Below are 23341 nucleotides of genomic sequence, written 5' to 3'. Positions count from 1 at the left end.
AAGCTCAAAATTTATTTACGGCGTAATGCATCTGAAATAGCTTCAACCAATTGTTGAGAAATTTCTTGCTTAGATGCTTTCTCTAACTCTCGCTTTTTCATATGGTAACTGTCAGCAAAGAAAACAGTCATCGCATTTTCATCCGAAGCAAAACCAATATCAGCACGAGAAACATCGTTACACGCAATCATGTCTAGTTTTTTAGCAACCAGTTTACCTGCTGCATATTCTTCAACATTCTGCGTTTCGGCAGCAAAGCCCACCATAAATGGACGTTTTTCCTGAGCTGCAATGGTTGCCACAATATCCGGATTCTTTACAAGGGAAACATTCAGTTCATCCCCTGCTTTCTTAATCTTGTGCTCAGCCACTTCAGCAACGCGATAATCGGCTACTGCTGCTGTCGCAATGAAAATGTCGCAACCAGTCTCAAGTGAATTCATGCTGACATCCAACATTTGTCGTGCAGATGCAACGTTGATACGTTGAACACCATTTGGTGTATCTAAACTTACAGGTCCGGCAACTAAAGTGACTTTTGCCCCTGCCGCATAACATGCAGCCGCTAAAGCAAAGCCCATTTTTCCAGTACTATGGTTTGAGATATAACGAACCGGATCAATCGCCTCACGTGTTGGCCCAGCAGTAATCACAACTCGCTTACCAGCCAACAAACCAAATTTTTCAGCAATGGCGCGTTGGGCTTGATGGAAATAACCAGCCACTTGACGGGCTATTTCTTCAGGTTCTGGCATACGGCCTAAACCGACATCACCACAAGCCTGTTCACCTGAATCCGGCATAATCACATGCACGCCATCTTCAACTAGCGTTTGCAAATTACGTTGTGTTGCTTTTGCAGCCCACATTTGCTGGTTCATCGCTGGAGCAACCCACACAGGTGCTTTAGTCGCTAAAAATAGAGTACTGAGTAAGTCATCTGCTAAACCATTAGCAAACTTAGCCAGAGTGTCACAGCTTGCAGGCGCAACCAGTAATAAATCAGCCCAACGAGCCAACTCAATATGGCCCATTCCAGCTTCAGCCTCAGGGTCTAAGAGTTCGGTATGTACAGGATTTCCCGAAAGAGCCTGAAACGTTAGAGGTGTAATAAATGCTTGAGCCCCGTGTGTCATAACAACCCGAACGTCGAAACCATAATCTTTAAGACGACGAACCAAAATGGCACTCTTATAGGCAGCAATTCCACCTGTAACGGCTAAAACAATGTTTTTATGAGGAATAACACTTAAATCAAAGCTCACGAACAGGATACCTTACTGTTGCAGTGGCGCTCACAATAGCATTAAATACGCGCAGACCCAAGATTGATTGGGCAAACAAAATAAAATTTTAAGCAGAATATTGCTGGGGAATATGAATACTTCTATTAAAAATTGGCCAGAACAAGAACGGCCAAGAGAACGGTTATTACAGCAAGGCCCTCAAAGCCTCTCTGACTCTGAATTACTTGCGATCTTTCTTCGCTCAGGTTCACGCCAACATTCAGCAGTTGAACTCGCACGCTTACTGATTCAACAATTTGGAAGCCTAAATGCCGTTTTTGATGCATCTTTAAATGAATTGACTCAATTTAATGGTATTGGAGCCACCAAGTATTCGCAATTACTGGCCGTAAAAGAACTTGGACGGCGTTATCTCGATCATCACTTTCAGAAAAATAATCTTAGTCTTCATTCTTCTGATTTAGTTTTAGATTATTTGCGCTATGAATTAAAAGGTGAAAAACAAGAAGTCTTCGCAGTACTTTGCTTAGATGCTGAATTAAGAAAACTGCATTTTAAAAAATTATTTTTTGGATCAATTCAGCACTGTGCAGTCTCAGTGAATCAAACCTTACGTTATGCCTTACAACAACATGCTTGCCAACTGGTAATAGCACATAACCATCCTTTTGGTTCCGCTCAGCCATCTCCTGAAGATATTAAACTTACACAGCAACTTCAACAGGCTTGTCAGTTGGTTGAAATACCTTTACTGGACCATTTTATTATCTCACCAGAAGGTAGCTTTTCATTTGCTGAACAACAACTGCTCAACCCAATCCCAATAGCCGTTCAATGATATTGACAAAGCTTCACTAAGCTTAGAATATCAAAAACAAAAATAGCGACGTTTAAAATAAAATGATTGTTCGTGAACAGCCTGGTATTTTTAAAGTTTTATTCTCTTGGCGAGGGACGATATTACCAAAAATTCTACCCTCTTTAGGGGTACTCATGTTGATCTCGTCAATCATTGGTGGAGTTGAATATATCAATCTCTACCGTTTTCCAGAAATTCCTTTAGTTAGTTTTACCCTAATTGGCGTTGTCATTTCTATTTTTTTAGGTTTTAAAAATACTGCATGTTATGACCGCTGGTGGGAAGCACGCAAACTATGGGGTGTCTTGATCGCGACTTCACGTCATTTTGATCGTGACTGCCGTATTTTAACTCAGGCTCGCCGCGAACGTGTCATTCACCATGTTATTGTTTTTGCAAATGTATTACGTGACCGTTTACGCCGCCAAACAGCCAATCCAACTGAGTTAATTCAAACTAGCGGCATGAGTCAACAAGCATTAACCCAGTTATATCAACAAAATAACGCGCCACAATATACGCTTAGCCTTATTCAGTGGGAATTATTACAAGCGCTTAAAGAAGGTGAAATCTCAGATATTATTTATGCTCAAATGAATAAAAATGTTGCAGATTTAAGTGTGGTACAGACTGGCTGTGACCGTATTGCAAATACGCCTATACCTTTTGCCTATTCAGTTTTGCTCAACCGCACTGTTTACTTTTTCTGCTTTATGTTGCCATTTAGTTTAGGTTCTTTACTTGGATTAGCAACACCTTTATTAGTCGGAATTTTGGCATATACATTTTTAGGTCTAGATGCCCTAAGCTCTGAAATTGAAGAGCCTTTTGGTACTCAAAGTAATGATTTACCTTTAGATGCAATGGTACGTAATATCGAAATTGAACTCTTAGGAACGCTGGGGAAACCAACGCCTCCCCCAATTCAAGCTCAAGATAACAACTTGCTCTAGAGCTGTATTAGAGAAAACGCTCCCAAATACCCTGCTGGTCACTTTTTGGTTTAGGGGTATTACCTAATTTAATCCATGGCATATTTTCACCATGAAAATCACTGCCAATTGAAACAGCCAAATGATGCTGATCAATCATACGATCAATCATTTGGCGAGTAGATAACGGATCTACAGGAGGCGGCAACTCCACAGCGTCTCCACCACAACTGGCAAATAACTCAATCAGATATCGCGTATTAGTTGCCGACAAATCATAACGCGTTGGATGAGCTAAAACTGCCAAACCCTTACTGTTATGAATGACCTCTATTGTTTCTTTTAAGCCCAATCCTTCAAACTTTACAAAGGCGCGCTTACCTTCTTTTAAAAAACGATCAAAAGCTTGTTGAGGACGACTCACCACATTCTTTTCCACCAAGGCTTTGGCAATGTGGGTTCTGGTAATACGGTCTGGCTGATTTTCAACTTTATTAAGCACATCTTGGTAAATATCAAAGCCAATACATTTTTTTAATAGTTCGCAAATAACTTCAGCCCTTTGTGCTCTAATTCTTTTTTGTTGTTCTAATGCTTCCAAAATTGGTGCTTCATCCTGCATGTTCAAAGCCACAATATGTACACCATAGCTTTTTTTTGTGCTTGGTCTAGACCATTGGCTTGAAATCTCTACACCAGAAATAATTTGTAAATCATGAGCTTGTGCAGCATTTCTCGCACGCTGCAAGCCGTCCATTGTGTCGTGATCCGTGAGTGCTAAAGTATTCAACTTCACATCCACAGCAGCTTGCACCAACAATTCCGGAGACAAAGTTCCATCAGAAATATTGCTATGTGTATGTAAATCTATGCCTTGCATCTTTTATACTATGCCATTCACCAAACCTGATCAGATACTCTAACATGAAAGCACTTCTGGACTTTGTTCCATTAATTATTTTCTTCTATTTATATAAAACTGTTGATCCTGCAAATGCTCATCACCCGTTGCTTAAACTGATCGGTTCCGCTGGCGGTGTAAATAACAATAATATTCTTGTCGCAACGACAGGCCTAATTATTTCAATGCTTGTGGTATATGGCGCCTTATTTATTTTCCAAAAATTCCGTCTAGATAAACAACAATGGTTTGTATTGTTTATGACCGTTATTTTTGGTGGTATTACGCTCATGTTAAGCGATGATTTTTATATTCGTTTAAAAGCTGCAATTTTGAACTTGGTATTTGCTGGTGCTTTCTTGGTTTCACCTTGGTTTGGTAAAGAACGTAAGCCGCTTATTAAACGATTATTTGACCCGATTTTAGACCTAAGCGAAAAAGCTTGGAAAAACTTAAATTTTGCTTGGGCTGCAATGTTTGTGGTCATGTCTGGTTTACATATTTTCTTCGCGTTTTTATTTCACGGCGGAAAATATTGGGGCGAATTTACCGCATTTGGTGACATGATCGTCATGTTTTCATTTATCATTATTCAGTTCATTATTTTACGTAAACATTTTAAGTCACCAGAAGCTTAATGTTATTTCGGTTTGATTATAGAGATACGATGACATGCCTTTTTTTGTTCTAAGCTGTACCGATAACGAAGGAACTCTAGAGAAACGTTTAGCAGTTCGCCCTCAACACATCGAACGTTTACAAAAGCTTGATGATGAAGGCCGTCTTGTTGCCGCTGGAGCTATGCCTAAAGATCCGAATGACCCTCAGGCTGGTTTTTATGGTAGTACCATGATCGTAGAGTTTGATAGCCGTGAAGCTTTAGATGAATGGTTAAAAGAAGAACCATTCCTGAAAGAAGGTATCTATAGCCATATTGATGTCAAACCGTTTAATAAAGCATTTCCAAAAGGGTAAACGCATGCAGCTTGCAACCAAAAGCTTTCTTGGCTTGTGTTTGATATGTTCAACTGCTGGCGCAGTTGAACCTGCTGCGACACCAGCAACACCAACAACTGCACCTTCAACTCAGGCTGCCAAACCAGCACCTACTGCTGCAACTATAGCTAAACCCGTGGCTACCACGACGGCAGCCACAGCACAGCCGCTTACAGCAGAACAAATCGCAAAGAATAAGCAGCAGCAAGATGCAAAAATCAAAGCTTTAGTTCAAGATCAAGCATCTCGCCTTAAACAGCTAGAACATGCAAACCTTGAAGCACTTGCACAAAACCAAGAGCTACAGCTAAAAAACGATAACTTGTCTGTTCAGGTGCAAGTTTTACAGAGCGAACGTAGCGCACAAATGTTTTTATATGGTGCGGTAACTCTAGCGGGTGGCGTACTCCTTGGTTTCTTTATCGCTAGTTATATTCATACAAAACGTCGTCGTCAGTGGTAAACCTGAGCGACTTATTAAACCGAATGAACAAATCAAATCATATACAAACTGCTGAGCTGGATTGGGTATCTATTGATGGTATTGAGGTGCCCATTTCCAAACAATTTGGTGATGTCTATTTTTCTAAAGATAATGGTCTACTTGAAACAAGACATGTATTTTTAAATGGCAATGACCTATCAGAACGATTAGCCAATTTACAAGACTTTGAATATTTTAGTGTAGGAGAAACTGGTTTTGGAACTGGTTTAAATATTCTTGCACTCTGGCAGCTTTGGCAACATGTCCGCCCCAATAACCACAGTCATTTACATGCAATTAGTGTAGAAAAATTTCCATTAAGTAAAACAGACCTCATTCGTGCTCTCAATGTATGGGATGAACTTAAACCGCTTGCTAAACAACTTATTGAGCAATATCCCTTACCTCTGGCTGGCTGCCATCGTTTAAGTTTTCCCGAGGAACGTTTTAGCATCGACCTATGGTTAGGAGATGCACAAGATATTTTTCCAAGTATGGTAAAAACGAAAGCAGTGAATGCTTGGTTCCTAGATGGTTTTGCACCTTCGTGTAATCCAGACATGTGGGAACAAAACGTTTTAAACAATATTGTTCGTCTTTCTGACTATGGCACTACCTTTGCCTCATTTAGTGTAGCGGGTGTTCTCAAACGTGGACTAAAAGCCCATGACATTGATATTTCACGTCCTCGCGGCTTCGGGCATAAACGTGAAATGCTTAAAGCAGTTTGGAAAGCACCGTTAAGTGAAGACACTGCACTAGAACCAGATAACCATACTTTCAATTTTAAACAGCAGCATATTGCCGTGATTGGCGCAGGAATTGCTGGTTTAAGCACAGCATGGGCTTTTGCTGAGCGTGGGCACCAAGTTACCCTATTCGAGCGTACAGCGCCTTTATCAGGAGCTTCTGGCAACCCTCTAGCATTGCTCAACCCAAAGCTCTGCCCAATTGAACAAAGTCATGAGCATCTAATGACTTTAAGCTGGCAACATGCGCTGAATTTCTATAAAAAATTTCAAGCATTTCGCCCAATTCAAATACAGCAAATGGCATTAAAAAATGCCCAAGATCTTCTCGATCTTGCTGATCAATATCCTGCTGATATTGTTACGCATCAAACAAGCTCACTTGAATCGGACTATCCCCATATTGTATTAAGCGAGGCTGGAGCAGTTTCTCCACACCAGTTACGTGATGAAATTTTGCAGCATTCAGGTATTGAATTAAAAATTGCTAATATCACGGCACTCACATCTTTTGACGATACAGTTCAATTAAAGACTAATAATGATGTTATTGCAGAGGCAGATCATGTTGTGGTGTGCTGTGCCCGAGAAAGTGCCGCTTTATTTGAGAACTATCCCCCTTTAAAGCCAATACGTGGACAAGTGAGCTGGGTTAATAACTCATTTGCGCCTCTACCTTTGTATGAAGCGTATAGCTATGGTGGCTACTGCATGCAGCTTGACTCTTCTCAACTCATTTTAGGGGCATCTTTCTATCCGAACCGAGAAGATCAAGATGTACTTAGCGACGATCATGTGCATAACTTTGAATTAATCCACAGCATCTTCCCTACTTATGCAAAACAATTGCCACCTGTAGAACAATGGCAAGGTCGAGCAGCGGTTCGGGCCCAAAGCCCAGATTATTTCCCAGTAATAGGTAAAATGCAGAGTGAAAGTCGTATTTCAACTTTTGCAGGGTTAGGATCAAAAGGTTTTCTATTTGCACCGCTTTGCAGTGAAGTACTTGTAGCGGAAATTTTAGGAGAGACTTGTCCTGTCCCGGAAAGTCTATTACAGAAATTAAGTACTCGACGCTTTCAAAAGAAAGTTAAACCAAAGAAACCTTATTTTAAATCTCAATAGTGCGCTTGAGAAAATTTAGTTCCAATAAAAAAGCACCCGAAGGTGCTTTTTTTTATGCGCCCTGCTCTAGAGGTAAACCTGCATCACGAGCTGCACGCGTCCCCCCCATCAGCACGACATATTCACGCGAGGCATCTAAGTCTTCTAGTTTCTCAGCTGCACGAGGAGCTTTGCTACCACCACCACATAAAATATAAATCGGCTGATCCGCAGCGACTTGGCTCAAAATATCAGCATTTAAATCATTAATCGGGCGACTTATCGCACCTTTAACATGCCCTTCTGCATAAGCACTTGAATCACGGACATCCCAGATAACAGCATTTTCTGGGAACTCAAATGTTGTAATTTCTTGTTTACGGATCATTGTGCACTCCTTTGATGTAAACAACACTTGGCAAATGAAGAAAACCCTCTTAGCATCTCAAATATTCTTTCACTTTGTAAAGGTCTAAACCATGCCTTCTTTCGATATTGTTTCTGAATTAGAGTTATTTGAAGTTAATCATGCGGTTCAAAACACACAAAAAGAGATTGCAACACGCTTTGACTTCCGTGGTCACGATGTTTCTATCGAACTAAACGAAAAAAATAAAGAGATTAAAATCAGCACTGAAAGCGATTTCCAGTGTGAACAAGTTTATAACATGTTAGAAAACCATTTTTATAAACGTAAAATTGATGTGCAAGCACTAGATCCGCAAAAAGCTGCTGCTTCAGGTAAAAATTTTGTACAAGTCATAAAACTTAAAGATGGCCTTGACTCTGATACAGCAAAAAAAATTAATAAAGCCATTAAAGAAAGCGGCGTTAAAGTGCAATCTTCTATTCAAGGCGACAAAATCCGTGTAACCGATAAAAAACGTGACACTTTACAACAAGTCATGACTTTTTTACGTGAACAACAATTTGGTGTGCCATTACAGTTTAATAACTTTAAAGATTAATATCTTTTAGTGACATTCAAAGTTAAGGTAATCCCATGTCTCAATCCAATCGACTATTAAAACTGGTAAAAGCAACTTCAAAATTTCCTAAAGGTGTTCGAAGTACGCTTTGGAGCAAGGCATTTGGCCGTATTGTGCCAATGGTGGGTACAGCCAATATTCGCTATCTAGAAGTAGATGTAAACCATGTGACTGTTCGCTTAGAAAACCAGAAAAACATGCAGAACCATATTAAAGGTGTTCATGCTGCTGCAATGGCACTTTTAGCAGAGACTGCAACAGGTTTTTTAACAGGTTTACATATTCCTGATAACCGTATTTTATTAATCAAATCATTACATGTTGATTATTTAAAAGTGGTAGAAGGTGGTTTAACAGCAACGGCTACGCTCTCTATCGAACAGCAAAAATATATTGCTGATCATGAAAAAGGCGAACTTGTCATTCCTGTTACTGTCATTGATGATGCAGGCAACGAACCAATCCAATGCCAAATGCTCTGGGCATGGTTACCTAAACGTAAGAAATGATAACTAATTTAAAATATTTTTAGATTGTTATTTACCTCAAGATATAAAACTACAAATTTATATCTTGAGGTCACAATGAAAAGAACACTGATTCTATCCTCGTTATTTACCAGTTTTATATTTACAGCAGTGGCTACTCAAGCTGCCGAACCTACAAACAAAACCAGTAAAATTATTCAAACTAAAACTGAGGCAGTAGATAAAATAAGCGCCCAGAATAAAAAAATCGTAACCGATTTCTATGAAGGTGTCTTTTTAAAGCATCAAGTTAAAGAATATGCCGACCGTTATATTGGTCATGAATATATACAACATAATCCTAATGTTCCTGATGGAAAAGCACCATTCGTTAATTTCTTTACTGAGAAATTCCAGAAAAATCCACAAGCAAAAAATGAAATTAAGCGTGCAATCGCAGAAGGCAACTTGGTTGTTTTACATGTCCATTCTACTGAAAACGAAAAAGATCGAGGCAGAGCAATTGTTGATATTTTCCGGGTAGAAAATGGAAAAATTGTAGAGCATTGGGATGTTATACAAAATATTCCAGAGCAAAGTAAAAACTCTAATACAATGTTTTAGTGATAAAAATTAAAGCCTGAATACTGATATTCAGGCTTTATAATATGTTTTATTGAGTTTCTAAAAACTTTTGTTTCGCCTCTTCTGGAATTTGGCGCTTGTTACCTTTTACATCAACAGCGACAAAAGTGAAGACCCCTTCGGTAATACGAATTGGAGCACGAGAATCATCATGACTATCCCAAACTTCAATTTGCATTTGAATAGAGGTATTACCCACTTTTAAGATTTTGGTATAGCAGCTAATCACAAAGCCTACTTTTACCGGAACCAAAAAGGTCATCTGATTAATGGAAATCGTAGCACAACGTCCACGACTAAAACGCTCCGCGTGAATTGCTCCAGCCAAGTCCATTTGTGACACGATCCACCCACCAAACACATCACCACTCCAGTTTGTATCTGCTGGCATGGCAATCGTTTGTAAGGATAAAATTCCTTCTGGTTTGGTATAAGCTTCTGACACCTTAGCTCCCGAAATTCGTTTGAAGTTGTTGATCTAGCCACTGTTGCAATTCAGGCGCGCGTAATGCACCGCTCATTCGAGCAACTTCTGTGGTTTTATTCATTAATACAAGGGTAGGAATACTTCTCACATTAAATGCTTGGCTTAAGCGAGGAGACTCTTCGGTATTAATCTTGGCAAAAATGACACGTGGATTCTGTTTTGCAACTTGTGCAAAATGTGGTGCCATCATTTTACAAGGTCCACACCATTCTGCCCATAAATCTATCAAAATAGGCAGATCACTATTCGTGATATAGTTGCTAAAGTTTTGTTCATTTAACTCAATCGGTGCAAGCGGAAGTAATGGCTGATGGCATTGGCCACAACTCGGTTGCGCGCTAAGTTTTTCCTCTGGCACTCTATTTTTTGCACCACACGATGCACATACAATAATCATTTACATCACTCCTATATGCTGATGTAAAAATTCTAATTGGGTCGTCACTGCTTTTTCAAACCATGAGCCATGATAAATATCAAAATGTTTCATATCCCATTCATGATAACTCACAAAAGGTGCAATATTAGTCGCAGCTTCACGACTAGACTCAATCGGGATCAAAGAATCATGCTGAGCAGCAATAAATAAAACGGGAATATTAATCTGACGTACGAGTTGAATTGGACGGTAACGCATCAAATTAAAAAAGACACGTGCTGGTACTTCACCACCCCAATAATAATCTGGATTTACAATCGACAAATACCCATAGTAACTATCTGCTGTTGGCATAAAACATAATTTAAGTTGATCAACAACAGGTAATCTCTTTGGATTAAGGCCCATTTTTGAACCCATATAATCTTGGCTCGATAACTTCAAAGCTTGGGGGTAACGCTGTAACGGATATAGTTTTGCAGTTTCTGCACCATCTACATATGGAATTTGTACCATAATGGCCTGAATATTTTTCAGTTCAGAAGCTAGACTTAAAGCATATCCTCCACTTAAAGATGTGCCCCACAAAACAATTCTTCGATTATCTATTAATTTACAGGTAGAGGCGTATTGAATAATGGTCTTCCAGTCTTCAAGTTGAGAATTGATAGAAATCATCTCTCGTGGCTTACCTGTACTCCCTCCCCAATATCGATAATCAAATAAAATAACGGCATAGCCTGCCTGAGCAAAACGCTGGGCATATTGGATAAGCTTGAATTGACGTAATCCGGCAAAACCATGTGCCATGATAATTACCGCAGATTTATTATTTGTTTTTGGAATATAAAAGTCAGCTGCGATCATTTCCTGATCACATGGAACATATAAAGGCTCAACCGTATAAGCGTGCATATGTGCTCCGTGGCATTATGGTCGAAGTAATGAATTTACAAAAAACATCCTGATCGCCTTTTAAAATCTATAGCTGTTCTTTTACATAATTTTTATCTATGTAGGAACAACGTTTTAGTGTCTTGTATCTCAGGTTAAGCTTAATGCTATGATACAGCATAAGAGGTTTTATTAAATTTTGGAGTGACGAAATGTCAGATAATGTTGGTTTCGCAGGTCAAATTGGTCCAGAACATGTGGGACAAGTTGTAGAAAAAGGATTTAAATCTATTATAAATAACCGTCCTGACATGGAAGGCGGTCCAGAGCAACCAACAAGTGCTCAAATTGAAGAAGCAGCACGTCAAGCAGGTCTAGATTACGTTTACCAACCTGTAGTTGCAGGTCAAATTACTGAGCTTGATGTCCGTACTTTTGCAAATCACTATAATGAACTTCCAAAACCTGTACTTATGTTCTGCCGTACAGGAAACCGTTCAAACAATCTTTATCAATTAGCCAAACAAATGGATTTGTTAGACGATTAATTCTTTGAATACAATTATTAAAGGCTCTATTTTCAAGTAAAAATAGAGCCTTTTTTTAATAAAAGAATATATAACTGCATCAATTCAACAGATATATCACTACCTTTCAACTAAAATATTCAAATCACTTTAAATTTTTCAGTTTTATTATGAATAAACTTATATTCTTACTGGTAAGTTGTCTCATTCTTAGTGCATGCTCATCTATGCAGGTTCGACCTACAGTCGGTGTAAGTATGGGTACGCACCTTTAAAAAAGAAGCAGCTTAAATGCTGCTTCTTTTTATATTAATTACCATTTGAACAGTTTAGATCTGTTCCATATGGGCTTAATATATTCGGAGCAATAAGATCACTTACAGTAACATCTTTATTTAAATAACCTAAAGTCAAAGATGTAGATCCTTTAAGCAAACTTCCCGAAACTGTAGATTTAGCAGTTAACTGAACAGTTAACCAAGATGCATAAATTTTAGGGTATTGAATCTTAAGATCAAAACGACCATTTCCATCTGTTGTATATTTATTATTGGTTGCAGCAGTACCTGCACTATTAATATACGATACAACTTGGACTGTAGAATTTTCTTTAAGCGGCTTTAATTGATTAATAACCTCACCGTTAACATTTACAGCTTGAACTGGTGACGTACAAGCAACTCTAGAAACTGGTAAATATTCATCTGGCTTACCATCTGCAGGAGTAGACGTGTCAACAAAAGCAAATTGCCCCTTATAATAAGCAAGTGCATTAACACCCATTGTTACATCTTGATTTGGTATTGGCTTACCGTCAACATCAGTTACTTGTACTGAGATATTCTTATAGTAGTAAACTCCATCACTCGAGTCTTCCATCGTTGTTGGATTATATGCTACAGAAATAGCTCCTACGGCTGTTGGTACATCAGAATTAACAACATCAAGTTTATAAGTATAAACTTTCGTTGATTGACCAAAATTAGCTTCTAAAACAAGATCATCTGTCACAAATTGAGCAGCACTATATGATGAAGCTCTTTGATTTTCACTAAAAGATAAAGTATAGGTTATCTGACCATTGGCATCAGTTTGAGTCGCATTTGGTGTAAATTTGACACCATTTGAGACTGAGTTTTTAACTTTAAGTGTAATTGCTTGGTTGGCTAAAGTTGCCCCATTTGCATCTACAGCCGTCAATGTAACTGTTGTCTGATCCCCTCTAACGTTTAGAGATGTTTTTGTCGCATCAAACAATACAATACTCGTAGTATCAGCTTCAACAGTACTATTACTACCCGTTACAGTTACAGTTTGCTCTTGAGTAAGGCTACCATTATTCGTAGATGCTTTTAATTTAAAACCATTTTTCACCAAATCATTTATTGAACTTGATGTTTTTGGTGTTTTTATAATATATACAGCGTTACCTGCTGCATCTGTAGTTTGGACCGATGTTCCTTCTATAATTACATTATTTGTTGGATCATCTATGTTCAAAGTAACTTTAGCGCCAGCAATGCCACCTTTATTTGCATCTAAAGCTCTAACTGTCACAGTTAAAGTATCATTCGTTGCCGCAACTGATAATTTATCTAGTTCTATCTTTAAAGCTGCAGCATTTGCTACTTGCTGCGATCCACTATTATCACTTCCAGATGAGGAATTACTACTATTTGATGAACCACTCTGGTAATAACCATCGCCACCTCCCCCGCCACAACTTGCTAACATAATTGATACAGCAATAGCCGACAACTTCAAGGTAAGTTGTTTTTTATACATACTTTTCATTTCCCCAATCTTTCCTAAAGGTATAAGATTTTTTAATTATTTATATTATTAGTGTAATCATATTCACCACACTCTGTAAACATAAATTACATTATGTTCTCTTGTGTAACTTGTTAAATGAAAAATTTATAAATACTAGGATTTATAATGTTCGATATCATTATCATTGGTGCTGGTACAGCTGGTATTAGTGCTTATAAAGAAGCAGTGAAATACACAAACAATATTTTAATTATAAATGAAGGACCATGGGATACCACTTGCGCACGTGTAGGCTGCATGCCAAGTAAAGTCTTAATTTCTACTGCAAATCGTATGTATGACATACAAAATGCTCAAAAAGTTGGGTTGAATGCTTCAGTAGATATTAATACTGATCAGGTTATGGAACATGTAAGAACCTTACGTGACCGTTTTACGAAGGCGACCCTTAAAGATGTAGAGCAATGGCCAACTGAACATAAAATTTCAGGTAAAGCACGTTTTATTGATTCAAAAACTATTGAAGTGAATGATAAACAATATCAATCAAAAAGCTTTATCCTGGCAGTTGGTTCCACTCCTAATTATGATCAAACATGGAAACAAAAATTAGGTGATCGCCTTATTACCACAGACCAAATATTTGAATTAGACACTCTACCTAAATCTATTGCCGTTATTGGAAGTGGAGTAATTGCCCTAGAGATTGCCCAAGCCATGCATCGCTTGGGTGTAGAAACAACTATATTTGCTCGTAGTAAAAGAATTGGAATATTTACTAGCTCTAAATTACAGCAACTTGCTCAACAAGAATTAAGTAACGAGTTAAATTTTTTATTTGAGACATTACCTAGCGCAGTTAAGTCTACTTCTAATGGCGTTATATTAAATTATAAAATTGATGAAAAAGAAAAATCTATTCAAGCTGAGTATGTGTTATCTGCAACAGGCCGTTCAAGCTTACTAGAGACCTTACAATTAGAGAATATTGATAAATCTTTTAAAGACATTAAATTATTACCTATAAATGCAAAAACAAAGCAGTTAGATAGTTATCCAATTTTCATTGCTGGGGATGCTTATACTTCAACTCCACTGCAACATGAAGCAGCTCATGAAGGTAGAAAAATAGTTTATAACTGTTTGAATTACCCACAAGTTAATCCAGTTAAGACACTCACTCCATTAGGAATTGTTTTTAGTCATCCTGAAATGGCGATTGTCGGGCAAAGTTATAAACAATTAAAAGATAACGGTATACATTTTATTACAGGTGAAGCCTCTTATGAACGGCAAGGAAGAGCTATAGTTCTTGGAAAAAATAGAGGTGCTATTGAGGTTTATATAGAAAGAGAAAGCCAAAAACTTCTTGGTGCTGAATTATTTACAGAAGCAACAGAACATATGGCTCACCTATTAAGCTGGATCATTGGTGAAGAATTAACTTTAAATGACATTTTAGAAAAACCTTTTTATCATCCCACTCTCGAAGAGGGTCTGCGCACGGCTCTAAAACATGCTCGTAGACAGTTAAAATAATACATTTAGAAGAGCTTTCTTAATGTTAAAGTTAGCTCTTATTCATTTTGTGCCTCATACGGAAACGAAAAAGTTTTAACTAAGATCCATTGCATATTAAATTTATAACAAGGTGAATAGTTTCAGAATAGCTTTATTTCTTTATAAATTGAATTAAATTTAATCTCTAAAGGATTAGGAATTAACTTTCCGCTTTTATTCCGCGCAATAAGCAACACCCCGGTTTCTTTCGAGACCGGGGTGTTTGGAATAATGAGCTGGCGATGACTTACTCTCACATGGGTAACCCCACACTACCATCAGCGCTAAGAGGTTTCACTTCTGAGTTCGGGAAGGGATCAGGTGGTTCACTCTTGCTATGGTCGCCAGCACAACTGTTTATGGATACTTGCTTTGGTCTTATTGATTGCCGAAGCGTTTTCCAAATCTTTACAGATTGGGCTGATTGAATCTGACTTTAGTTGTTCATTTTATCTAGAGGAATAACTAAATCAAGTTTGTTTGTCGATTTATGAATCGATTGATGCTTTATATACAACTGCTTGGGTGTTGTATAGTCAAGCCTCACGAGCAATTAGTATTGGTCAGCTTCACATATCACTATGCTTCCACATCCAACCTATCAACGTCCTAGTCTCGAACGGCTCTTTAGAGGAATAAATTCCTAGGGAAATCTTATCTTGAGGTAGGCTTCCCGCTTAGATGCTTTCAGCGGTTATCCCTTCCGAACATAGCTACCCGGCGATGCGACTGGCGTCACAACCGGTACACCAGAGGTTCGTCCACTCTGGTCCTCTCGTACTAGGAGCAGATCCTCTCAAATTTCCAGCGCCCACGGTAGATAGGGACCGAACTGTCTCACGACGTTCTAAACCCAGCTCGCGTACCTCTTTAAATGGCGAACAGCCATACCCTTGGGACCTGCTTCAGCCCCAGGATGAGATGAGCCGACATCGAGGTGCCAAACACCGCCGTCGATATGAACTCTTGGGCGGTATCAGCCTGTTATCCCCAGAGTACCTTTTATCCGTTGAGCGATGGCCCTTCCATACAGAACCACCGGATCACTAAGACCTACTTTCGTACCTGCTCGACTTGTGGGTCTCGCAGTTAAGCGCGCTTTTGCCTTTATACTCTACGCGTGATTTCCGACCACGCTGAGCGCACCTTCGTACTCCTCCGTTACTCTTTAGGAGGAGACCGCCCCAGTCAAACTACCCACCAGACACGGTCCTCGTCCCGGATAACGGGACAGAGTTAGAACCTCAACATTACCAGGGTGGTATTTCAAGGACGGCTCCATTGGAACTAGCGTTCCAACTTCAAAGCCTCCCACCTATCCTACACAAGTAAGGTCAAAGTTCAGTGTCAAGCTGCAGTAAAGGTTCACGGGGTCTTTCCGTCTAGCCGCGGGTACACTGCATCTTCACAGCGATTTCGATTTCACTGAGCCTCTGCTGGAGACAGCGCCGCCATCATTATGCCATTCGTGCAGGTCGGAACTTACCCGACAAGGAATTTCGCTACCTTAGGACCGTTATAGTTACGGCCGCCGTTTACTGGGGCTTCGATCAAGAGCTTCGCTTACGCTAACCCCATCAATTAACCTTCCAGCACCGGGCAGGCATCACACCCTATACGTCCACTTTCGTGTTTGCAGAGTGCTATGTTTTTAATAAACAGTTGCAGCGGCCTGGTTTCTGCGGCTGTCATCAGCTCAGGAAGCAAGTTCCATCACCAACAACAGCGTACCTTCTCCCGAAGTTACGGTACCATTTTGCCTAGTTCCTTCAGCAGAGTTCTCTCAAGCGCCTTGGTCTACTCGACCTGACCACCTGTGTCGGTTTCGGGTACGATTCCTGTGTAACTGAAGCTTAGAGACTTTTCCTGGAAGCATGGTATCAGCCACTTCACTGTACAAGTACAGCTTGCTATCGGATCTCAGTATAGAGTACCCCGGATTTGCCTAAGATACATACCTACATCCTTCCACCTGGACAACCAACGCCAGGCTGACTTAACCTTCTCCGTCCTCTCATCGCATTACACAGAAGTATTGGAATATTAACCAATTTCCCATCGACTACGCCTTTCGGCCTCGCCTTAGGGGTCGACTCACCCAGCCCCGATTAACGTTGGACTGGAACCCTTGGTCTTTCGGCGAACGGGTTTTTCACCCGTTTTGTCGTTACTCACGTCAGCATTCGCACTTCTGATACCTCCAGCATACTTCTCAATACACCTTCATCGGCTTACAGAACGCTCCCCTACCACTTGACTAATGTCAAATCCGCAGCTTCGGCACATAGTTTTAGCCCCGTTACATCTTCCGCGCAGGCCGACTCGACTAGTGAGCTATTACGCTTTCTTTAAAGGGTGGCTGCTTCTAAGCCAACCTCCTAGCTGTCTATGCCTTCCCACATCGTTTCCCACTTAACTATGATTTTGGGGCCTTAGCTGGCGGTCTGGATTGTTTTCCTCTTGACTACGGACGTTAGCACCCGCAGTCTGTCTCCCGGATAGTACTCATAGGTATTCGGAGTTTGCATCGGTTTGGTAAGTCGGGATGACCCCCTAGCCGAAACAGTGCTCTACCCCCTATGGTATTCGTCCGAGGCGCTACCTAAATAGCTTTCGGGGAGAACCAGCTATCACCAGGCTTGATTAGCCTTTCACCCCTATCCACAAGTCATCCCCTGGCTTTTCAACGACAGTGGGTTCGGTCCTCCAGTTAGTGTTACCCAACCTTCAACCTGCTCATGGATAGATCGCCTGGTTTCGGGTCTATACCCAGCAACTAAACGCCCTATTAAGACTCGATTTCTCTACGGCTCCCCTATACGGTTAACCTCGCTACTGAATATAAGTCGCTGACCCATTATACAAAAGGTACGCAGTCACCGAACAAGTCGGCTCCCACTGCTTGTATGCATGCGGTTTCAGGATCTATTTCACTCCCCTCACAGGGGTTCTTTTCGCCTTTCCCTCACGGTACTGGTTCACTATCGGTCAGTCAGGAGTATTTAGCCTTGGAGGATGGTCCCCCCATATTCAGACAAGGTTTCACGTGCCTCGCCCTACTCGTCATCATTATGTGTGCCCTTTCGTGTACGGGAATATCACCCTCTACGTTCGCACTTCCCAGAGCGTTCCACTAAAACACACATAACTTAATGGGCTGATCCCCGTTCGCTCGCCGCTACTGAGGGAATCTCAATTGATTTCTTTTCCTAAGGGTACTGAGATGTTTCACTTCCCCTCGTTCGCTTTGCAACACTATGTATTCATGTTGCAATACCTACCTTAAAGTAGGTGGGTTCCCCCATTCAGAAATCTCCGGATCACAGGATATTTGCCGCCTCCCCGGAGCTTTTCGCAGGCTATCACGTCTTTCATCGCCTCTGACTGCCAAGGCATCCACCACATGCACTTAATTACTTGACTATACAACCCCAAACAGTCGATGTTACCTACAAGTTAGTAACTTCAACATTTCAGTTTAGAGTACTGTGCACTTAAACACTGTACAGCTTCAATCTAAATTCATATACCAAAACGCTTGATTCAGTTAATTTGCTAGTTCTCAATTCATTCAGATTAATTGCTTAATCTAAACTCTTGAGTGAACAATTTATTTCAGACTCAATTTTGCCAATCTGTTAATGAATAAACACGCCTTCGTCAGGTCATGCTTAATACCGTGATACTTAAATCACAGAAGTTAATAAACTAAGACCGAAATCTCTATTTACTAATTTCTGTAATCCGAACTTCTCTTAAGTTCTGGTGGAGACTAGGAGAGTCGAACTCCTGACCTCCTGCGTGCAAAGCAGGCGCTCTACCAACTAAGCTAAGTCCCCAGCTTACATCATCAGTTATGTATCTTTTATCTATAACTTCAACCAGTCAAAGTCATGGTGGGTCTGACAAGACTTGAACTTGTGACCCCACGCTTATCAAGCGTGTGCTCTAACCAACTGAGCTACAGACCCTCAGATACATCTATGAAGAACAACTTGTTGTGGATTCTTACCAATCGTCAATCTTTCGTTAAGGAGGTGATCCAGCCGCAGGTTCCCCTACGGCTACCTTGTTACGACTTCACCCCAGTCATCGGCCACACCGTGGTAACCGCCCTCTTTGCAGTTAGGCTAGCTACTTCTGGTGCAACAAACTCCCATGGTGTGACGGGCGGTGTGTACAAGGCCCGGGAACGTATTCACCGCGGCATTCTGATCCGCGATTACTAGCGATTCCGACTTCATGGAGTCGAGTTGCAGACTCCAATCCGGACTACGATCGGCTTTTTGAGATTAGCATCACATCGCTGTGTAGCAACCCTTTGTACCGACCATTGTAGCACGTGTGTAGCCCTGGCCGTAAGGGCCATGATGACTTGACGTCGTCCCCGCCTTCCTCCAGTTTGTCACTGGCAGTATCCTTAAAGTTCCCGACATTACTCGCTGGCAAATAAGGAAAAGGGTTGCGCTCGTTGCGGGACTTAACCCAACATCTCACGACACGAGCTGACGACAGCCATGCAGCACCTGTATGTAAGTTCCCGAAGGCACCAATCCATCTCTGGAAAGTTCTTACTATGTCAAGGCCAGGTAAGGTTCTTCGCGTTGCATCGAATTAAACCACATGCTCCACCGCTTGTGCGGGCCCCCGTCAATTCATTTGAGTTTTAGTCTTGCGACCGTACTCCCCAGGCGGTCTACTTATCGCGTTAGCTGCGCCACTAAAGCCTCAAAGGCCCCAACGGCTAGTAGACATCGTTTACGGCATGGACTACCAGGGTATCTAATCCTGTTTGCTCCCCATGCTTTCGCACCTCAGCGTCAGTGTTAGGCCAGATGGCTGCCTTCGCCATCGGTATTCCTCCAGATCTCTACGCATTTCACCGCTACACCTGGAATTCTACCATCCTCTCCCACACTCTAGCTAACCAGTATCGAATGCAATTCCCAAGTTAAGCTCGGGGATTTCACATTTGACTTAATTAGCCGCCTACGCGCGCTTTACGCCCAGTAAATCCGATTAACGCTTGCACCCTCTGTATTACCGCGGCTGCTGGCACAGAGTTAGCCGGTGCTTATTCTGCGAGTAACGTCCACTATCTCTAGGTATTAACTAAAGTAGCCTCCTCCTCGCTTAAAGTGCTTTACAACCATAAGGCCTTCTTCACACACGCGGCATGGCTGGATCAGGGTTCCCCCCATTGTCCAATATTCCCCACTGCTGCCTCCCGTAGGAGTCTGGGCCGTGTCTCAGTCCCAGTGTGGCGGATCATCCTCTCAGACCCGCTACAGATCGTCGCCTTGGTAGGCCTTTACCCCACCAACTAGCTAATCCGACTTAGGCTCATCTATTAGCGCAAGGTCCGAAGATCCCCTGCTTTCTCCCGTAGGACGTATGCGGTATTAGCATCCCTTTCGAGATGTTGTCCCCCACTAATAGGCAGATTCCTAAGCATTACTCACCCGTCCGCCGCTAAGATCAGTAGCAAGCTACCTCTCTCCGCTCGACTTGCATGTGTTAAGCCTGCCGCCAGCGTTCAATCTGAGCCATGATCAAACTCTTCAGTTAAAATCATTTTGCACCTTATTTAAAGACAAGGTGCCAATTCTGGCTCATCAATTACTGACTTAAATTTCGCTCAAATAAACTTCGAGTAATTTAAACCAATCAATCAATGAAAATTATTTCGATTAATCAATCAGTAAAAATCCACACAAGTTGTTCTTCAATTCTCTTAATGATCTTCTTCCTGGTTCGTCACCAGCAAGCTAGGTCGGCTATATTACTCTTAATCTCTTAAAAGTCAACAGGTAATTTTGATATTTTTTAAAACTTATTTTCCAAACCACCTTATCATCAAATTCATCACTTAAAGCAACCAACTTAATCACAAGTAACTGTTTTTCAACAAGTTTCTATCTGCATCACCGCCGATGGATGTGCATTATAGAGGATTAAGAACCAGTTGCAATACCTTTCTCATATTTTATTATTCAACAGATCAATTTTTAGGCTTTTTAGTAGAAATTAGATGAGATATTAAACTTTTTTTAGTTAATCAACTTCATGTAGAATAGATTATTCATGCAATTGATGTGGCATTAACTCACCATGTGGCATTCCGCTAAGAAAGTATTATTCTGCATACTTGTAGTGCTTGCTACAAGTGGGCCTGCGTATGCCAATTCAAAACATAACTTCTATGTGCTGACTTTATCTATTTTAAGTTATAGCAAATGGGAGAATGTAAGCACCCCTACTCTTTGTGTAATTGATAATGCTTCAATTACTTCTACTTTTCAGTCTTATATTCAACAATTATCTTATAATTATCGTGTACAAACAGTTAATGTTAAAGATTTTCCAAAGTCTCATTGCCAAGCTGTTTACTTTTCTACAACTTCCCCTCAACAACAACAAAATTTAATTCAGAATTATCCATATCGTTCTTTGCTTTCTTTAAGTATTAATAATCCAGAATGTGAAGTTGGTAGTATCTTTTGTTTATATGATCAAAATAATTACACCACTTTTAAAGTTAACTTAGATGCATTAAGCCATTCCAAGGTCCATATTGATCCAAGGGTATTACTCTTGGCTAAGAATGCGGAGTAAGGGCCATGATATCTAAGTTGTATCAGTCCACTTCTCTACATGCTCTTTTTAGAAAGTCTCAATTTACGATTTTTGCGATTACTTTTTTTATTTGTTCTTTTACCTTTGTATCTATTTCCGTTTTTACTATGGAAACTTATGCAAAGCAGAATTTGCAATTACTTAGTCATACGCTTCTTGAGCGTATTCAACCTGCTGTAGTGTTTAATGACAAGATCACAATAGAACAGATCTTAAATGAATATACGAATGATCATTCTATTCGAGCTATTCATATTTATGATTCTGAACATCATTTAATTGCACAAAGTTTTAAGTTGTCTAGTCAAACTTCTGTTTTGGAAGGATGGTTTAATCATTGGTTCTTAAATGAGCCTGTACATTTAACGATTTATCATCACCAACAGAATGTTGGCGAGCTAACGCTTTTTGGTAGCTCTGAAAAAATATTGCAGTTTTTAAAGATGATTATGGTCGGTCTAGCGATCGCGATGTTATTTATTGTTTGTGCACTATGGTGGTCAGTGAATTTAACTTATCGTCAAATTATGCAGGCGATTTATCCTCTTACCAATATTGCTCAAATCGTAAGTGAACAGAAAGCTTATAATCTTCGCTTTCCATATAATCGTATTAAAGAGTTTCAAGATTTAAATACTGTTTTTAATCAGTTGCTTGAAGAAATTCAAATTTGGGATAATCAGCTACAAAAGGAAAATCGCAAACTATCTTTTCAAGCTCATCATGATCAACTCACGTTACTGCCAAACAGACATTATTTTTATCAAATATTGTTAGATATGTTTGAAGATAAAGATTTTGACAACAAATCTGCTCTATTATTTATAGATAATAATAACTTTAAGGCAATTAATGACCAGTTCGGACATTTAGCTGGTGATGAAGTCTTAAAAGAGATGGCCAAAAGATTACAGACTCGTTTACGGCATCAAGATTTTATTGCTCGTCTAGGCGGCGACGAATTTGCGGTCATTTTGCATTCCATTAGTCATGCTGATCATTTAATATCTATTGCTGAAAATTTACTCGAAAGCTGTAAAGAACCTTTGCATCTTAATGATCAAACGATTTATTTCAGTTTTAGTGTGGGGATTGCTTTATCCCAATTTGCGTCTAGTCCAGAAGATTTTATTATGCAAGCCGACCAGGCGATGTATAAGGCTAAGACTTCTGAGCAACATTGGTTTATTTATAAACCAGAGAATTAAATTTAGGCTAATCTATGAATACAAGATCTTTAAAACTCTCCTTTATTGCATTGCTGTGCATTGCTCTTGCAGGCTGCTTGAGTTTTGGCCCTTTGAAATATCGTCAAGTAAAAATGCTAAAAAAAGAGGGTTTTGTTCTAACTAATGAAGGCTGGACTCTAGGTTTACCAGAACGTTTATTATTTGATTTTAATGATGCAACGTTGAAACAAAGCCATGAAGCAGAACTTGTACGCTTAGCAAATCAATTAAATAAATATGATTTGAATAAGTTAAAAATTGTTGGTCATACTGACGATGTAGGTAATCCTGAATACAACCAGAAGTTATCGGAAGAGCGTGCACAAAGTGTTGCTAACCTTTTCTTGACTCGTGGTTTTAAAAAGGAAAATATTTATGTTATTGGACGTGGTTCAACTCAACCATATGTACCAAACACAACCAATGAAAATCGGGCAATCAATCGTCGTGTTGCAATCGTCATTATTCCTTAATTTTCTT

General features: G+C 40.0%; 21 protein-coding genes, 2 tRNA genes and 3 rRNA genes. 14 read left to right on the top strand and 12 right to left on the bottom strand.

Translation table 11 applies throughout. The features are described from left to right. Positions 1–11: 11 nt before the first annotated feature. Positions 12–1265: a bifunctional phosphopantothenoylcysteine decarboxylase/phosphopantothenate--cysteine ligase CoaBC gene (gene coaBC / locus I8T81_RS02885; protein ID WP_198072072.1), complete on the bottom strand. Its 1254-nt coding sequence runs from the start codon at positions 1263–1265 to the stop codon at positions 12–14. A gap of 100 nt (positions 1266–1365) precedes the next feature. On the opposite strand from coaBC, the gene radC reads away from it, so the two are divergent. Together radC and I8T81_RS02875 are read left to right on the top strand one after the other, a co-directional pair. Further along, positions 1366–2085, top strand: a complete 720-nt coding sequence (gene radC, locus I8T81_RS02880; protein WP_081407944.1) for a RadC family protein — start codon at positions 1366–1368, stop codon at positions 2083–2085. 62 nt (positions 2086–2147) lie between these two features. Then, positions 2148–3059, top strand: coding sequence for a bestrophin family protein (locus I8T81_RS02875; RefSeq protein ID WP_019457460.1), 912 nt, complete (start codon positions 2148–2150; stop codon positions 3057–3059). A gap of 7 nt (positions 3060–3066) precedes the next feature. Here the strand turns inward: I8T81_RS02875 and I8T81_RS02870 are convergent, their stop codons facing one another. Beyond that, a complete protein-coding gene (locus I8T81_RS02870; RefSeq protein WP_198072071.1) occupies positions 3067–3918 on the bottom strand; it encodes a PHP domain-containing protein in 852 nt (283 codons plus the stop codon). A 44-nt stretch (positions 3919–3962) separates the two neighbouring features. Between I8T81_RS02870 and I8T81_RS02865 the strand changes: the two genes are divergently transcribed. The 4 genes from I8T81_RS02865 to mnmC are packed head-to-tail and all read left to right on the top strand — an operon-like array spanning position 3963 to position 7293. Further along, positions 3963–4577, top strand: a complete 615-nt coding sequence (locus tag I8T81_RS02865; RefSeq protein WP_004705653.1) for a septation protein IspZ — start codon at positions 3963–3965, stop codon at positions 4575–4577. Between the two features lie 34 nt (positions 4578–4611). Then, positions 4612–4914 (top strand): YciI family protein, encoded by a 303-nt coding sequence (locus I8T81_RS02860; protein WP_002051453.1) that lies wholly within the window; start codon positions 4612–4614, stop codon positions 4912–4914. Positions 4915–4918: 4 nt separating this feature from the next. Next, positions 4919–5398 (top strand): hypothetical protein, encoded by a 480-nt coding sequence (locus I8T81_RS02855; RefSeq protein WP_198072070.1) that lies wholly within the window; start codon positions 4919–4921, stop codon positions 5396–5398. Between the two features lie 23 nt (positions 5399–5421). Continuing rightward, complete coding sequence (mnmC, locus tag I8T81_RS02850) at positions 5422–7293, top strand: FAD-dependent 5-carboxymethylaminomethyl-2-thiouridine(34) oxidoreductase MnmC (protein WP_198072069.1); 1872 nt, start codon at positions 5422–5424, stop codon at positions 7291–7293. 52 nt (positions 7294–7345) lie between these two features. On the opposite strand, the gene I8T81_RS02845 is transcribed toward mnmC, so the two are convergent. After that, the gene (locus I8T81_RS02845) at positions 7346–7660 is read right to left on the bottom strand and encodes a rhodanese-like domain-containing protein (RefSeq protein WP_019457454.1); all 315 of its coding nucleotides are present in this window, start codon (positions 7658–7660) and stop codon (positions 7346–7348) included. Positions 7661–7751: 91 nt separating this feature from the next. Between I8T81_RS02845 and I8T81_RS02840 the strand changes: the two genes are divergently transcribed. From I8T81_RS02840 to I8T81_RS02830, 3 genes are all read left to right on the top strand, one after another. Beyond that, entirely contained in the window at positions 7752–8240 is a 489-nt protein-coding gene (locus tag I8T81_RS02840; protein ID WP_002051423.1) for a YajQ family cyclic di-GMP-binding protein, read from the top strand. A 35-nt stretch (positions 8241–8275) separates the two neighbouring features. Then, positions 8276–8770, top strand: a complete 495-nt coding sequence (locus I8T81_RS02835; protein WP_049063462.1) for a DUF4442 domain-containing protein — start codon at positions 8276–8278, stop codon at positions 8768–8770. Between the two features lie 75 nt (positions 8771–8845). Then, positions 8846–9352: a nuclear transport factor 2 family protein gene (locus I8T81_RS02830; protein WP_198072068.1), complete on the top strand. Its 507-nt coding sequence runs from the start codon at positions 8846–8848 to the stop codon at positions 9350–9352. 49 nt (positions 9353–9401) lie between these two features. On the opposite strand, the gene I8T81_RS02825 is transcribed toward I8T81_RS02830, so the two are convergent. From I8T81_RS02825 to I8T81_RS02815, 3 genes are read right to left on the bottom strand one after another with little or no spacing between them, the layout of a single operon-like run. Then, the gene (locus I8T81_RS02825; RefSeq protein ID WP_002051216.1) at positions 9402–9818 is read right to left on the bottom strand and encodes an acyl-CoA thioesterase; all 417 of its coding nucleotides are present in this window, start codon (positions 9816–9818) and stop codon (positions 9402–9404) included. Between the two features lies 1 nt (position 9819). Continuing rightward, a complete protein-coding gene (gene trxC, locus I8T81_RS02820; RefSeq protein ID WP_002051446.1) occupies positions 9820–10257 on the bottom strand; it encodes a thioredoxin TrxC in 438 nt (145 codons plus the stop codon). Then, positions 10258–11154, bottom strand: a complete 897-nt coding sequence (locus I8T81_RS02815; RefSeq protein ID WP_198072067.1) for an alpha/beta hydrolase — start codon at positions 11152–11154, stop codon at positions 10258–10260. Between the two features lie 191 nt (positions 11155–11345). On the opposite strand from I8T81_RS02815, the gene I8T81_RS02810 reads away from it, so the two are divergent. Continuing rightward, the gene (locus I8T81_RS02810; RefSeq protein WP_049063451.1) at positions 11346–11681 is read left to right on the top strand and encodes a TIGR01244 family sulfur transferase; all 336 of its coding nucleotides are present in this window, start codon (positions 11346–11348) and stop codon (positions 11679–11681) included. Positions 11682–11969: 288 nt separating this feature from the next. On the opposite strand, the gene I8T81_RS02805 is transcribed toward I8T81_RS02810, so the two are convergent. Beyond that, entirely contained in the window at positions 11970–13454 is a 1485-nt protein-coding gene (locus I8T81_RS02805; protein WP_198072066.1) for an Ig-like domain-containing protein, read from the bottom strand. A 147-nt stretch (positions 13455–13601) separates the two neighbouring features. Here I8T81_RS02805 and I8T81_RS02800 point away from each other — a divergent pair, with 147 nt between their 5' ends. After that, positions 13602–14975: a dihydrolipoyl dehydrogenase gene (locus I8T81_RS02800; RefSeq protein WP_191110268.1), complete on the top strand. Its 1374-nt coding sequence runs from the start codon at positions 13602–13604 to the stop codon at positions 14973–14975. Between the two features lie 255 nt (positions 14976–15230). Here I8T81_RS02800 and rrf read toward each other — a convergent pair. The 5 genes from rrf to I8T81_RS02775 all read right to left on the bottom strand — a co-directional run bounded on the left by rrf (position 15231) and on the right by I8T81_RS02775 (position 20564). Continuing rightward, positions 15231–15345: ribosomal RNA gene (gene rrf / locus I8T81_RS02795) — 5S ribosomal RNA — on the bottom strand. A 183-nt stretch (positions 15346–15528) separates the two neighbouring features. Continuing rightward, positions 15529–18419: ribosomal RNA gene (locus tag I8T81_RS02790) — 23S ribosomal RNA — on the bottom strand. A 340-nt stretch (positions 18420–18759) separates the two neighbouring features. After that, positions 18760–18835: transfer RNA gene (locus I8T81_RS02785), tRNA-Ala, on the bottom strand. 55 nt (positions 18836–18890) lie between these two features. Further along, a tRNA-Ile gene (locus I8T81_RS02780) sits at positions 18891–18967 on the bottom strand. Positions 18968–19026: 59 nt separating this feature from the next. After that, a 16S ribosomal RNA gene (locus I8T81_RS02775) occupies positions 19027–20564 on the bottom strand. The 16S, 23S and 5S rRNA genes sit together here with 2 tRNA genes alongside, the layout of an rRNA operon. 543 nt (positions 20565–21107) lie before the next feature. Between I8T81_RS02775 and I8T81_RS02770 the strand changes: the two genes are divergently transcribed. From I8T81_RS02770 to I8T81_RS02760, 3 genes are read left to right on the top strand one after another with little or no spacing between them, the layout of a single operon-like run. Then, positions 21108–21611, top strand: a complete 504-nt coding sequence (locus I8T81_RS02770; protein WP_004704137.1) for a YfiR family protein — start codon at positions 21108–21110, stop codon at positions 21609–21611. A 5-nt stretch (positions 21612–21616) separates the two neighbouring features. Next, on the top strand, positions 21617–22840 hold the full coding sequence (locus I8T81_RS02765; RefSeq protein WP_004704135.1) for a diguanylate cyclase domain-containing protein: 1224 nt from the start codon (positions 21617–21619) through the stop codon (positions 22838–22840). Positions 22841–22854: 14 nt separating this feature from the next. Beyond that, positions 22855–23334: an OmpA family protein gene (locus I8T81_RS02760; RefSeq protein ID WP_004704133.1), complete on the top strand. Its 480-nt coding sequence runs from the start codon at positions 22855–22857 to the stop codon at positions 23332–23334. The last annotated feature ends 7 nt before the right edge of the window (positions 23335–23341 follow it).

This window comes from Acinetobacter seifertii (assembly GCF_016064815.1).
Classification (GTDB): Bacteria; Pseudomonadota; Gammaproteobacteria; order Pseudomonadales; family Moraxellaceae; genus Acinetobacter; species Acinetobacter seifertii.
This window is presented reverse-complemented; position numbering and strand designations above follow the sequence as displayed.